This window comes from Nitrosomonas sp. Nm132, from assembly GCF_900100485.1.
GTDB lineage: Bacteria > Pseudomonadota > Gammaproteobacteria > Burkholderiales > Nitrosomonadaceae > Nitrosomonas.
In genome coordinates, this window is the sequence record NZ_FNDH01000001.1 from 49,675 (window position 1) to 62,928 (window position 13,254).

The 13,254-nt window shown below is 47.8% G+C and carries 12 protein-coding genes; 4 read left to right on the plus strand and 8 right to left on the minus strand.

Annotated features, from left to right (window positions below; genetic code table 11):
* Window positions 1-144: 144 nt before the first annotated feature.
* The 4 genes from BLP80_RS00180 to BLP80_RS00195 all read right to left on the minus strand — a co-directional run bounded on the left by BLP80_RS00180 (window position 145) and on the right by BLP80_RS00195 (window position 4,792).
* Window positions 145-1,254 carry a hypothetical protein gene (locus tag BLP80_RS00180; RefSeq protein ID WP_090538939.1) on the minus strand — a complete coding sequence of 370 codons (1,110 nt, stop codon included), beginning with the start codon at window positions 1,252-1,254 and terminating at the stop codon, window positions 145-147.
* Between the two features lie 315 nt (window positions 1,255-1,569).
* Window positions 1,570-2,664: a toll/interleukin-1 receptor domain-containing protein gene (locus BLP80_RS00185; protein WP_143002195.1), complete on the minus strand. Its 1,095-nt coding sequence runs from the start codon at window positions 2,662-2,664 to the stop codon at window positions 1,570-1,572.
* 91 nt (window positions 2,665-2,755) lie between these two features.
* A complete protein-coding gene (locus tag BLP80_RS00190; RefSeq protein WP_090538943.1) occupies window positions 2,756-3,301 on the minus strand; it encodes a hypothetical protein in 546 nt (181 codons plus the stop codon).
* A 78-nt stretch (window positions 3,302-3,379) separates the two neighbouring features.
* On the minus strand, window positions 3,380-4,792 hold the full coding sequence (locus BLP80_RS00195) for a hypothetical protein (protein WP_090538945.1): 1,413 nt from the start codon (window positions 4,790-4,792) through the stop codon (window positions 3,380-3,382).
* 163 nt (window positions 4,793-4,955) lie between these two features.
* On the opposite strand from BLP80_RS00195, the gene BLP80_RS00200 reads away from it, so the two are divergent.
* Window positions 4,956-5,279, plus strand: coding sequence for a phage integrase N-terminal SAM-like domain-containing protein (locus tag BLP80_RS00200; protein WP_090538947.1), 324 nt, complete (start codon window positions 4,956-4,958; stop codon window positions 5,277-5,279).
* Between the two features lie 110 nt (window positions 5,280-5,389).
* On the opposite strand, the gene BLP80_RS00205 is transcribed toward BLP80_RS00200, so the two are convergent.
* Window positions 5,390-6,211, minus strand: a complete 822-nt coding sequence (locus BLP80_RS00205) for a methane monooxygenase/ammonia monooxygenase subunit C (protein WP_090538949.1) — start codon at window positions 6,209-6,211, stop codon at window positions 5,390-5,392.
* Between the two features lie 1,160 nt (window positions 6,212-7,371).
* On the opposite strand from BLP80_RS00205, the gene BLP80_RS00210 reads away from it, so the two are divergent.
* The 3 genes from BLP80_RS00210 to BLP80_RS00220 all read left to right on the plus strand — a co-directional run bounded on the left by BLP80_RS00210 (window position 7,372) and on the right by BLP80_RS00220 (window position 10,136).
* Complete coding sequence (locus BLP80_RS00210; protein WP_090539211.1) at window positions 7,372-7,968, plus strand: TetR/AcrR family transcriptional regulator; 597 nt, start codon at window positions 7,372-7,374, stop codon at window positions 7,966-7,968.
* A gap of 66 nt (window positions 7,969-8,034) precedes the next feature.
* Window positions 8,035-8,310, plus strand: coding sequence for a DUF4242 domain-containing protein (locus BLP80_RS00215; RefSeq protein ID WP_090538951.1), 276 nt, complete (start codon window positions 8,035-8,037; stop codon window positions 8,308-8,310).
* Window positions 8,311-8,375: 65 nt separating this feature from the next.
* Window positions 8,376-10,136: a tetratricopeptide repeat protein gene (locus BLP80_RS00220; RefSeq protein WP_090538953.1), complete on the plus strand. Its 1,761-nt coding sequence runs from the start codon at window positions 8,376-8,378 to the stop codon at window positions 10,134-10,136.
* A 384-nt stretch (window positions 10,137-10,520) separates the two neighbouring features.
* Here the strand turns inward: BLP80_RS00220 and BLP80_RS00225 are convergent, their stop codons facing one another.
* From BLP80_RS00225 to BLP80_RS00230, 3 genes are all read right to left on the minus strand, one after another.
* Window positions 10,521-11,300, minus strand: coding sequence for a pentapeptide repeat-containing protein (locus BLP80_RS00225; RefSeq protein ID WP_218120328.1), 780 nt, complete (start codon window positions 11,298-11,300; stop codon window positions 10,521-10,523).
* 70 nt (window positions 11,301-11,370) lie between these two features.
* Window positions 11,371-11,604 carry a hypothetical protein gene (locus tag BLP80_RS15045; protein ID WP_176754215.1) on the minus strand — a complete coding sequence of 78 codons (234 nt, stop codon included), beginning with the start codon at window positions 11,602-11,604 and terminating at the stop codon, window positions 11,371-11,373.
* Between the two features lie 517 nt (window positions 11,605-12,121).
* Window positions 12,122-13,120, minus strand: coding sequence for an isoaspartyl peptidase/L-asparaginase family protein (locus tag BLP80_RS00230; RefSeq protein WP_090538955.1), 999 nt, complete (start codon window positions 13,118-13,120; stop codon window positions 12,122-12,124).
* Between the last annotated feature and the right edge of the window lie 134 nt (window positions 13,121-13,254).

Sequence of the window (13,254 nt, forward strand, 5' to 3'; positions counted from 1 at the left end):
TCGCGAATCAAGAAAAATAAGAACGGTCACTGAGGTTATTGTTCACCCGAATAAGAATTCATGATTCTGGTATCTGACCCTTTCTGTGCTGCCATTCAAACCCGATGTATCGCTCTTTGGGTTAATATCTTGTGACAACACTATCTAGAATCTATATGTGTAACGCAAAAAAGAATCGAGATCCTGACGTTTTTGTAATGAGCTCGTATGCTGTCGGATATCCTCGCTATAGCGCATGCGGACTTCGATGGTTTGGTTTTTATCGATAACCCATTTATAGCGTACCTCGGCCACATAGGCATTATCATTAAAGGATGGCGTCAGCAGCCAGCCATCCCCGATACGAGCGAGCGCAAATCCAAGACTATGCTGTGGAACGATATCGATAAAATTGAAAGTGACTTGGGCCGCGAGTCCATCGGCATTACCCGACGCGCCCGTTCTTATTGTGCTGCGTTTTGGCACATTCGGCGCGTACCCTAATTCCCCCCCAAGCATGAAATTTAGGCTGCCTCTTATTGGCCACTGCGCTGCCAAACGTCCGACCACGGCCCAGTAATCGGTGACGATACCAGAGCCTACCCCTTCGCTGTGCAGAGCACTCGGCAACCAGTTAATATCCACCGTACGCTGAACAATTGGGCCGGCTTTCTGGGTATTTTCAACGCTTGCAAAATAAGACACCCGGCTGCCATCTTCGCTGAAATCAAGAGGCGCACTGCGCGGCTGTGTTGCACCTTGAGCATAATTGTACTGGGCAATCGCCGTCGTGTTCCAGCCATTCTCAGCCTTGTATTTGATTTGCACGCCATCAGTCCAGGTGATATTGGTGAATGCGCTGTCTTCACGATCCAGTGATTTTTCGGCTACCCCTTTCAGTAGGGCTTTACTCTGGAAGCGGCCTACGAGAATTTCCCAGACATCGGCGGGGCGGTATTCAACATAAATCTCGTCGAAAGTGGAATCACCCTGACGTAACCCATCCTGTGTAGGGATGTTGTCAAAAATCTTGAAGTGCAAATTGCTGTCACGGGTGGAATAACGTCCTGCGAAACGTACCTGCATCCGCCATTGCTCATTAAATTTCGCACCAATCCCGACGCGAGGGCGAAATCGAAGTTCGTGGGTTGATTCTTCTTTACTATTGCGGTCATCGCGCTCGCGCGAGAAAAAACTAGCACGCACATCACCATTAAGTGAAAATTCCACAGCGGAAGCTGGAGTAATCGAATGCAGGCATACTCCACAGAGCATGAGAGTCGTCCATTTCCTAAATAACACAGAATAACTTCTAAAACCATAATAAGTTATAAAAAATTCTGTTGGCCTCCCAATGCTGCTCTTGCCAACGATCTTTCAGCCCGAAGCTTACCGTTCACTAATCACAGAATCTTCTTGAGAATAGCAGATTAAGGCTTCCTCTGTAGTGTCCTGACTGCTTCAGAGGTGGTTAGCGCACGAAAGGGATCAAGTGTCGCGAATCAAGAAAAATAACGGCAACTGGGGTTATTGTTCACCAGAATAAGAATTCATGATCCTAGTCCAGGTTATGGTCTTAATCATAACAATCTACTGCCTTTGCCCGCTATACGCCACTTCACCATTCGGGTTGTAGTCTAAACGTGGCGGGTTCTTTTCCAGCTCTAGCAACAGCAGCGTTGTACTGCCACCTACACTTTGGATCGTATTACCTACCCTCGTAAGATCTATTTCAACAGTGCCCAATCTCTCATAATCTGAGGTGATCCTGACTTTTCGTTTGTTCACCTTGGCAATCGTCACGGTCACATCGGATCTCGAGCTGCCTTTCGAATCGGAGATGACATCGCCATAATAAATGCCCGCAACCAGATCAGCCAATTCAACCGGCTTTCTCGCCTCCCTGGAAATGGGCTGTTGAGTTAAGGGCTGCTCTCTAGCTGCCGGAAGTTTTGGCCCGAGTTCGGAGGAAGAGGAACTCGAACCAGGTATCGGCTTGGACGGTCCGTCGGCAGTAGGTGCAGGCGGTTCTCCTGTCTCAGCTATTAGCGTCGGCGACGATTGAGAGAGACTACGGTTTGTGGTTGGTGAATAGTCGAACAGAAGTGAAGAAAAAAGGACAACCACAGCGAGTCCACCTGCTAGCCAGTAGAGCATAGATTTACGAGTGCGAAGATCCTGCTTACCACTTGATGTATTCGATTCACCAAGTGCCTTGCTAACAGCCTCCAGCAGTCTCTCCATGTCCGATTTGAAGCGGCTGTTGCTCACCTCAAGAGCGTTCCGCCGCGCAAGCGCGCGAAGAGGTTCCGGCAATGCCTCTTCGGCTGGCATGCTCGCTCCATCAAGTAGCACGGGGATCACGCGAATGTTTCGCGATAGTGCAGCAGCGATCTCAAGACGCACGAAGTCTTTCGGGTCGTTGATGCGTAGACCTGCGCCCGCTTGCTGTTCCATCCAGCGCCTGCCGATCATCGCCAGAAGAATCTCACATTGGCCCACAGCGCGCTCGATGGCTTCATCAAACGGGAAACCCGGCTCGATCGCATCCACATCCATAAAAATTCGCTCCCTGGAAAAATGCTGAACGAGCTGGTCGTAGATAGCGCGCGCGTAGCCTGCCGAGTCATCCCGGCGATAGCTAATAAAGATATGTCCGTTGCTCATCGATGTTCCATCCCACACCCTTATGCTTCCTGAATGCCATGATCTTGCTCGGTATACCTAACGCTGGAGTTAAGCCGCCGCGCGTAGCGCGGTCGGCTTGAACGACTTGTTATGTGTTTGTTGCCCGTTGAATCAACCTGGATAGTCGTAATTTAATTTTGAACTTTTGTTTATCTAGAACCCACTTAAAAAAGCTTTTTTCGCTTTCTATTGGTCCATCAAGTGTATACAAATTACAACTTGAACCGTAGTTGAGTTTAAATTGGTACTTTCGGTATTTGGAAAAGTAGTACGTTGCCCCCACCGGACCTTTTGCTAAAAACTCTCTTGCCTCATGGGGTTTCAAAGCAAGATCATTGCCCATAATCTGCATGCTTACCTTTAACGGCAATCCATCTCTTGTTAGAGATACCACAGTAACAACCCCATCAAGAGAAGTTATCTTAGATCCTACATTGGTACATTTAAACTTAAGTTCAGCACCAAAATTATTATCTGGATCATATGTTTGCTTAACCAGCACCGTATGTAGTCTTACTCTGGAAGTCCATTTTTCATACCAGAAATAAATTCCACCCGTGCCTCCAATAAGATACAGAATCTTTAAAGGGTCATTAAAAAAATAGTCAATGACTTTGTAAATTAATTCTGTCACTCAGACTCCTCAAACACATAACGTTTTGGGTAACAGGCGCAACGACAGGAGCGTCCTAGTTGACCCAATTGTTATAACCTACATTGGTAATTTCCAATCTGAAGCGTACTTTCTATACTCTGGCGCTTCTGTTTTTGGTGGCACATAGTGCTCATCATCTATTACAAAATTAGCAGCCATTAGGTCTCTCACTCCACCCAATCTCTCTGTTGAGGTGAGCTCTGATGCGATATCTTTGAAAAGTGTTGAGAAATTACCAGATTGATTATTGGCAATGAAATCAGGCAAAGGGATTTTGAAATCGAATTCTGGAAATTGCGGAAGGCCTTTTAATGCTGCAACTGAATTATATACTTTCATTAAAAAGCTTCCCTGAATCCCTTGATCAGTTTTAAGGCCATATTTTGATCTTAATTCATGTTCTGCTTTCTTGAGCTGCTTCTCCCATTTTTGGATTGATTTATTAGCCTGTGTAATTCCACCCTCATCAAACCCAATTCGTATTTCCCTTAGAAGCCCTCTTACATCCTGCAAGCATTGCTCGTTTTTTATTTCAAGAGCCGAAGATATTATGTTTCGAGCATCACCGGACTGAACTGATAACCAAGCAGAAAATATTGGAATATCTAGTGAAACAGCTGTAGATCTTCCAGCGTCAATAATTTCACCTACCGAAGTTAATAGCTTATTCGATAAAGAACCTACTAATTTTGCCGTAAAATCGTGACCAAATGCGCCCGTCTTTTTAAACCAATGAATTTGATAAGCATGTCTAATAGGATGAAGAAAAGTATCAGCTTTTAAATAATTGGCTGCTAAGCTGTAATAAATCGACTTATAAGCAAGCCAATTTAGTGATGCGATAAACATATCCAGGGCACGAGTTGTACCACCATGACCTCGCCTAGCTGATTTTGCTTCTTCAGCCATTCTCTCTTTCGTGAGTTCTGTTCCATCTGAACCAATAAGTTTAATATCTGTTGACCAAACACCGAATGTATCGCCAGCATCCGAAAGTTCATTGTAGATAGCTGAACTCAGTTCGCTGTATTTTTCATACTCCAGTGTATTTGGTTGACCAAGCATTTTCAAGGTTAAATAATAAACGCTCGAACGCAAATCCCAAGTACAAATCATATTTAGCTTAAGTAATCCAAGTAATTCCCGGAAATCTAGGTCCACAAATTCACCTGCGCGAATTTCGGGCCGGATTAATTTTGCTTCTGATTTTGCTTTTTCTGAAAAATTGTCTAACTGATAGTCTTCTGGTGATATGAACTTTATAAAATCGAATTCTTTTTTTCTTTCTTCCTTCTGCTCTTCTTTGTAATTATCAATGCAAACAAGCTCGTCATAAAAAAGGATCGCTTGAACGAAGTTTTCTAACGCTACAAGATCACCGTTTATAGTATCGGGGTTTTTAACGACAATCTGACCCATGACCCTTTGCACAGCTGTAAGTGAGGCATTGTCAATCAGTGCATATGTCATCGGTGTTTCCTGTGGTTATAACTAGAATTAGAACTCCGAAATGACGCAATACATCACGTCAAAAATGACATCTAACACGGCAAGCTGCATGCTATCTCCTTCTGTTTTATAGAATTACGCCGAATGAGCTTTCATCATAACAAACTTTGTTAGATCCACAAATATGACGAACAAGTCCCGGCTTTTGGACCAGATGCGGGATAAACTCAGGCTCAAGCATTACAGCTATCGCACGGAGCAATCTGATATTGCCTGGATAAAACGTTTCATTTTCTTTTACAACAAGCAGCACCCCGATACGATGGGAGAAAGGGAAGTTGAATCGTTTCTGATTTATCTCGCAGTTAAACGAAATATTGCTGCATCCACACAGAATCAGGCGCTGTGCGCGCTGCTATTTTATATAAGGAGGTATCAGGCTGTGAATACACACAAAGTCTTGCATTGTCACCCAACAGACAAAGCCTATCCCCACTCTATTGCTTGAAGATTCTTCCGTCTTTGCCTGGACATTATTTGGCTGCCCCTTTGTAAACAAAAAACCCATCCCCTTATTAAAAGAGGATGGGTAGATGCAATACTCGTTACAACCTGGATTTAAACAACATCATCCAGAATCGCTCGGCTTTGTTCGTTCCATTGCACATCCAGGAGGTTGGAAAAGCGTGCAATGACCTGGATGACAACGCCCCCAGAGAACAAAGCGGCCCATGCCAGTATCACGAAGCCCCAATGTAGCGGTGCGCTAAAGAGTTCCTCCATGAACCAGAAGGCATGGCCCCATTCATTCAAACCAACGTTCGGGAGGCTCATCAGCGGACCGGCAATAGACATCACCAAAGGAAACGAGGTTCCCTTGTTGTACAGTGGCAATCGCGTCCTTGCATATAGGAAAGTTGATACGCCTATGATGATGTACATCGGGAACGAGCCGTAAAATAGCGGAATGTGGCTGGGCGTGAAACTGGTGTCGCGAATGATCACCTGATGCCAGGAAGCATCCTGTTCAGTGAAGAAACTCGAACCCCAATAGACAGCAAACATGTACACCCCTAACCACATCATGAAATAAAAATACCGCTTAATTTCCATTTTCACCGGCAGGTTCGCCAGTTGTTCCTGGGTATCGCGTGTTTTCCATACCCAACCCCAGACCGTCAGCGCCAAGATCGGCCAGAGTGTCATTTGGAAACGCCATAGGCCCATCCAGATTTGATCGAACTCCGGTTCCATGGAGTCCATCCCATGGGAGTAGGCGTAGGTCCGCTGAAACCAGACCCAGAAAATTGCTATTCCCAGTATGGGTAGAAGACCCAGCTTGTAAAACCTGGAATCATACCATTCCGACATGTCATAGGCAGGACTGCCTGCCTTCGCTGCTTTATCTACCGATCTGTTTCCAAGTGCAGGAATACTCATTTAAATTAGCTCCTCTTTTGCAAATAATCCAAAATTCCAAAAGGAATTCAAAAACTAAGAACAAAAACAACAGCCCCGGCCCGACCAAAAATTTTCCAGAAATGAAAAATCTTTGGAAGTACCGGTTTCAAAGCATCCATGGCCTCTTTCCTCCTCTTCAAGTTATGATTCCACCATTAAAGGCACTTCAATGCCTTGTCGTGAGACCTTACCTTGGCTTCATGACCATCCAGCGCTACAGCCCAATGGCCACTACGCTAGCATCTACATGCTCTAGGGATCAAAACAGTATCGTTGTCAATAACGCTATTGCCCTATCTAAAAATATCAAATGATAATTTGTGAAATTTTTGTGAAGTAATATAAATACAGACTTTTTTTTATCAATTAAGTTCCTTCAAGGAATTTTTCCTAATATTGCGAAAGGAATTAACTTAATCAACTCGAAAAGGGAGGCACGAAATGACGGCATTAGGAGAGCGATTCCAAACTGCTCGTGAGCTTGGCCGCCCGGTCCCAGAACCCCGAGTCGCTTGATGTATGCCTAACCAGCTCATCAATCGGATGACGGATAATATGGGAAGAGAACACCGTTTTACTTGTAGACAGAGAAAGCTCACCGCGAGTATTCCGTCATGAATTGGAATCAGGGTTGGCGAATGAGATTCGACATGCAATGAATGACACAACGTGCTGGACAATGAACGTTCCACGGCACAGGTATCGGCGATTCATGGGAGACGAACAGTTAGCGGCAAGTCTGGACGATCGCGCAAAATTGTAGAACCAGAATCCAGCAATCTGTTTCTTACATCACCGATAACTGTGGCCTGTTCCTATTCTGCGCTGTTCTACCAATCGGATTACTTCTGAATTAGAAGGTGTTTTTCCAATTTATCGATATCGCCCGTGATTGTTTAATAATCTTAACACCTACACCTTGCACACCTTTAAATGTGCCGTGAAAGCCAAGGCTATTCTCAGCAGCAGGATATATTGAATTACATATCCATATTCTATAACAGCCATCGATTACATTCTTATTTGGATAAGAGAGTATGGTCTTTTTGATCAGTTGCGCGGCAAGCCTCGCCCTTCAGGACGGGGAAGCGCTGATTCTTTTCTTGACATACCAATACGACCGGTCATATTATAAAAATATGCCTAAAGTGACGAAAAAAGAACTCAAGCGAGAAACCCTGTTGAATCAGGGGGTGGCCATGCTCATGGAGCAAGGTTATCATGGTACGGGGCTACAGGAAATCCTTGATGCGGCAAATATTCCCAAGGGCTCTTTTTATAATTACTTTGGCAGTAAAGAAAATTTTGGCGCGGAAGTTATCCAGCACTACGTTGATCCCTTTATCGCACAATTAGCGGTGCATCTGCAACAATCCGAAACCGACGCGCTGGCTGCGATACGGCATTATTTCGATGAACTCATCATGGAGCTTGAAAAAAATGAGTTTAAGGGCGGCTGTCTATTGGGCAATCTGATGGGGGAAATAGGCGATACCAGCGAAATTTGCCGGAAGTCCCTTCAATCCGCCGTTGGGCGTTATCGGGATTTATTGCGATCCGGGCTGACTAAAGCACAGCAGCAGGGCACGGTAAGATCGGACAAATCGGCTGAAGAGATGGCGGATTTGCTGATAAATGCCTGGCAGGGGGCCTTACTGAGGATGAAAATAGAAAAATCATCTGCCCCAGTTAAGCAATGTTGCAAGGATTTGCTGGAAGATTTTTTCAAGCCGTGATTTTTTTTGCACCAAAAAAAAACGACCGGTCATATTATTTAATCTTAATTCTATAGGAGATGAAAAATGCCAAAATATATCATCGAACGCGACATTCCTGGCGCCGGTTCCCTGACGTCACAGGATCTTCAGGCTATTTCACAGAAATCCTGCAGCATCCTGAACCATATGGGCTCACAAATTCAGTGGCTGGAAAGTTACGTAACGGACGATAAGGTTTATTGCCTCTACATCGCGCCCGACGAGGCTACCATCAGAGCGCATGCTGAACAGGGTGAATTTCCCGCTAATCGCATTTCTCGAATCCATTCCGTGATTGATCCCACTACTGCGGAGAATTAATTCTTGGGAGCGCAGAAATAAAATGTTCATGCTCATAAAAAATACCTACTAAGGAGGTAACGTTCATGCAACTCCGTGTCATTCATTCAATGATCATCAGCCTGACCCTGACCGTTGCAAGTGTTTCCAGCGCATTCGCAGAGACTGGCGAGGCGGCTTCGGCCAAAAAATACGAAGCGGCTGCAGGATCTGCAGGTGGCCACAAGCATGCTGCACCATCCGGTAGAGCGGATAACCCAGGCTCGGATGGTCAGCTTGCGCCAAGTTTGCAGAACCTGGGTTCTCATACATTTCCGGTCAGTACACGTAACCAATTAGCGCAACAGTACATCAACCAAGGCTTGAATCTCGCTTATGGATTCAACCATGCGGAAGCGCGCCGCGCATTCCGGGAAGCAGCACGGCTTGACCCCGCGCTGGCTATGGCTTATTGGGGCCAGGCGCTGGTGCTCGGCCCCAACATCAACGCACCCATGGATCCGCAGGATGAAGCGCAGGCTCTGGAACTCGTTCAAAAGGCTGTAGCAACCGCGGCTGAAGCGTCACCGCGGGAGCGGGCGCTTATCAGCGCGCTCGAGAAGCGCTATACAGGAAAGCCTGAGCAGCGCGCAGCAAACGACAAAGCCTATGCGGATGCAATGCGGGATGTGCACCAGCGTTTTCCGGACGATGATGATATTGCGACACTCTATATCGAATCGATGATGAACATCCATCCTTGGGATTATTGGATGCGTGATGGTTATTCGCGAGAAGGAACAACTCAAATCGTCGCACTCACTGAGAAAGTGATACAGCGCAATCCGCGGCATCCGGGCGCGCTGCATATGTATATTCACCTCGTCGAAGCAACAAATACACCGGAACGCGCAGAAAAGGCGGCTGATACGTTGCTGACGCTGATGCCCGCAGCAGGGCACATGATACATATGCCCTCGCACATCTATCTGCGCGTGGGTCGATATGCCGACGCGATGAAGAGCAATCAGCTTGCCATTGCTGCGGACGAGAATTACATCGCGCAGAGCCGCGCGCAGGGAATTTATCCGCTGGTCTATTATCCGCATAATCTCCATTTCCTGTCGTTCGCTGCGACGATAGATGGCCAAAGCAGGATTGCAATCGAATCAGCACGAGAGGCGGCCAGCAGAATAGACGATGCCACACTAAAAGATTTGCCGCTAACCGCACTGTTCCGCATGCAGCCATACTGGGCGCTTGCGAGATTCGGGCACTGGCAAGCGATCTTTGATGAACCTGCGCCGCCGTCTACCAACGCATTTCTGAAAGGAAGCTGGCATTATGTACGCGGCCTCGCATTTGTCGCTACAGGACAATTGCAGCAAGCCGGGCAGGAGCTGGAGGCGTTGCGCGAGATCATGAAAGACTCATCGCTGGGCGGTCCGCTATTGTCGAAAAATACCCCACGCACCGTGCTAAGCGTCGCGCCTGAAGTGCTCGCAGGCGAAATCGCCGCCGCGCGTGGACAGTTCGACCAGGCCATTGCACACCTTGAACGCGCGGTTCGCCTTGAGGATGCCCTAGTGTACACGGAACCATTGGAATTTCACTTTCCACCCCGGCTGGCACTGGGTGCTATTCTGCTGGAGTCAGGGCGCCCGGACGAAGCGGAAACAGTCTATTGGGAAGACCTGAAGAGGAATCGCAACAACGGCTGGGCGCTTTATGGCTTGATGCAGGCGCTACGCGCACAAAAGAAGGATGATCAGGCGGCGCTTATCGAAGCGCGTTTCAAAAAGGCTTGGGCGCGCGCCGATGTGGAACTCAATGCATCCCGCTTCGGACGTCAAGCTGTAAAGAGGTAAAACCTGTCCACATTTTCAATTCTTCTACCAAGGAAGCCTCTGATAATCTCTCGCTTCGCGGTTCGTTCAGAGGCTCAGAGGCTTTCTAGCCCGAATATTTCATAAATTCGCGTGATGATCACGCAGGATTTTGATTAGTCGGGAAGTTTTGAGAAGGAAGGGTCTAGTGATTCATACACCCGACTGAGCAAAATCTTTCTTATTAATCAAAAGACAAGTGAGGACACGTGCCAATTTATGAAATATTCGGGCTAGTGTAGCGTCTCTCAAATGACTGAGTCATCGTTAGCATAATCGTTTGGATTGGACTCGATCAATCTAGCCTCTAGTAAAACCACGCTGGTTTTCTCGGCTGATACGAAAAAATCAAACGCGAGTATAGAATCAGGGGCAGCCCTTGCATCCGTTCGTTTTCACCATGGTAAAAATAGCTTGATCGAGATTCGCCCCACTCAGATCGGCATCGGTTAGATCGACGCCGGTGAAATCTACCCCCTGTAAATTGGCGTTAACCAGAGAGGCTCCCCGCAAATTGGCTGCGCGCATATTAGCGCCTAGCAGGTTGGCATTGTTAAGCATAGCGCCGCCGAGTTTGGCGTTAGTGAGATCCGCGTTGGTCAACACGGATCCTGTCAAATTAGCACCGCTCAGATCCGCATTCTGTAGAATGGCACCTCGCAAATTTGCGCCAACAAGCTGCGCGTCATTGAAGCGCGCTCCCCGGGCATTCGTTTTTACCAGCGAGGCCTGGCTCAAATTGGCTCCACGCAGTTGAGCACTCGACAAATTCGCTTCATTCAGATTGGCCCCAGTCAGATTCGCCCCGGAAAGCACCGAACGGGTGAACTGGGAATTTGCCAGACTCGCACTTTGAAGATCGGCGCCATACAGATTCATGTCCACACAAAATGTGCCTCGCCGGATGCTGCACCCATCCACATTGCGCGCCCCTTGGGCAAATGTTTCAGCGCCGATGAGCAAAAGCAGCAAGAGAAAACTTTTAAAAACTATAATCGATGGCCGAGGGGTACGACGCCCGGCGTGCAGAATACGAGGCTTATCAGATGGATGGGCAAGGACCCGGGCGCTACGCAACCCGGTCATGCGATGACACAGTAGATTTTTCACGATGATCGATAGTGAAACGATTTTTCTTTTGAACATAAGTATCAGTGTGACTCCATTGGAAACGCATGGTTTAGGCAGGCTGTTCAAAAAAGATTTAATCTGTGGCTCACGCGCCAAGGCGCTCAAGGCTGCGCCTCCTGGCAACGCTTCTCGGAGTACTGCATAGACTGGCCGCTTCGAGTCTCGGCATAGGATCATGCAACGTGAGTCCGGCGGAGGTCTTGATATTGATTCTGATCAGCGCCGCACGGCCGTGCTTGAGAAGCTCCAACCCAGCTACATTCGCAGTAGGGAAATACAAACACCCTTTGCCTACTAGCAGGAATGTACCGAGGATCACCCATATTGTCAAACATCCTAAGGAATGATCTAAAAAAGGAATTTTGCCTCACTCATATTAACCCGAATATTTCATAAATTGGCACGTGCCCTCACTTGCCTTTTGATTAATAAGAAAGATTTTGCTCAGTCGGGCGTATGAATCACTACACCCCTCTTTCTCAAAACTTCCCTATTAATCAAAATCCTGCGTGATCATCACGCGAATTTATGAAATATTCGGGTTAAAAAGTACTCTGATGACTCTGGTACATTCAAGCGAATAACGACCAAGGGAAAGAGCCAGCTCAGAAAGGAAAGACGAAGACAGTGCGTCACCACACAATGAGTCAACGGGATCAAACGCTGAAGTATTTCCACGAATAGATAGTTAACTATCAATCCGTCAGGATTATTTTTAACCCAAGGGAACCTCCAGGATAACTTGCAAAGGCACTGCCAGGATAATTCGCAGCAAGAGCTTACATTTGACAGATTCCACCAAGCTTGACCCTTTTGATTCCAGGCTGATGCGGCTTTCATGGGGCAGATGCAGGGAGACACGTAACCGGCGTTTCAGCCCCCGGGAAAATGCCCAGCCGTGCGATGCCATCGTTACCGATGGCGCCGCGATACATGCCGCTGGTATTGAAGCGCATCGCATAATTGCCTGTTGCGTCCAATACAATCAAACCACCATCGCCACCGATGGCGGCGATTTCTGCCAGCACGTTATCGGCTGCCTCGGCAATCGGCGCGTGCTGCAGCCGCACCTGCGCCGCTGTGTTGAACGCAGCCAAAGTCCGAATAAACATTTCTCCGGTACCGGTCGCGGATACCGCAATCGAGCGGTTGTCTGCGTAGGTGCCGGCGCCGATGAGCGGCGAATCACCCACGCGTCCGAAGCGTTTATTGGTAAGCCCGCCGGTCGAGGTGCCGGCGGCAAGATTGCCGTAACGATCCAATGCTACGGCGCCGACCGTTCCACGCTTTTCATCCCTATCCGGCAGCGATGTAGTCGGGCCAGCATCGTGATCGCGCAACACATGTTCTTTGGCGATTGCTTTTTGCAACTGGTCCCAGCGGTATTGCGTGTAGAAATAGGATGGATCCACAATCTCCAGACCCTGCTCGGCAGCGAAGGCTTCGGCGCCCTCGCCGATCAGCATCACATGCGCGCTTTTCGTCATCACGGCGTGCGCAGCGCGAATCGGGTTACGGATCGTCGTAACCGCGGCAACAGCCCCTGCCATGAGCGTGGAACCCTCCATAATCGACGCTTCCAGTTCGTTGCGGCCAGCATGACTGAACACCGCGCCTCTGCCCGCATTGAACAAGGGTGAATCCTCCATCACCCCAATCGCTGCAATCACAGCATCAACGCTGCTGCCGCCAGCTTCCAGCACCGCATAGCCAGCAGCCAACGATTGCGCAAGCGCCTGCGTATAAGCTTGCTCGCGTTCCACTGTCAGCCTGCTGCGCGTAATCGCACCGGCGCCACCGTGGATCACCAAGCGAATTGGCAAAGTATCCGCCATTACCGAATTAGCACCCGCTTTTTCCCAAGGACAAACGCATCGATTGGGTCTTCAATACGCTTAAGCAATTTATAGTGGCGCCTCATCTTAAGCTCGCGGCATTATTCATCTAATAATTTTTTTGTAATCAATTT

What these genes read in the sequence shown, in the direction of transcription:
- BLP80_RS00210 (WP_090539211.1), top strand. Translation starts at nt 7,372, where the DNA reads ATGCCTAAAGTGACGAAAAAAGAACTCAAGCGAGAAACCCTGTTGAAT.
- BLP80_RS00205 (WP_090538949.1), bottom strand. Translation starts at nt 6,211, where the DNA reads ATGAGTATTCCTGCACTTGGAAACAGATCGGTAGATAAAGCAGCGAAG.
- BLP80_RS00225 (WP_218120328.1), bottom strand. Translation starts at nt 11,300, where the DNA reads ATGTTCAAAAGAAAAATCGTTTCACTATCGATCATCGTGAAAAATCTA.
- BLP80_RS00230 (WP_090538955.1), bottom strand. Translation starts at nt 13,120, where the DNA reads ATGGCGGATACTTTGCCAATTCGCTTGGTGATCCACGGTGGCGCCGGT.
- BLP80_RS00200 (WP_090538947.1), top strand. Translation starts at nt 4,956, where the DNA reads ATGACGAACAAGTCCCGGCTTTTGGACCAGATGCGGGATAAACTCAGG.
- BLP80_RS00180 (WP_090538939.1), bottom strand. Translation starts at nt 1,254, where the DNA reads ATGCTCTGTGGAGTATGCCTGCATTCGATTACTCCAGCTTCCGCTGTG.
- BLP80_RS00195 (WP_090538945.1), bottom strand. Translation starts at nt 4,792, where the DNA reads ATGACATATGCACTGATTGACAATGCCTCACTTACAGCTGTGCAAAGG.
- BLP80_RS00220 (WP_090538953.1), top strand. Translation starts at nt 8,376, where the DNA reads ATGCAACTCCGTGTCATTCATTCAATGATCATCAGCCTGACCCTGACC.
- BLP80_RS00215 (WP_090538951.1), top strand. Translation starts at nt 8,035, where the DNA reads ATGCCAAAATATATCATCGAACGCGACATTCCTGGCGCCGGTTCCCTG.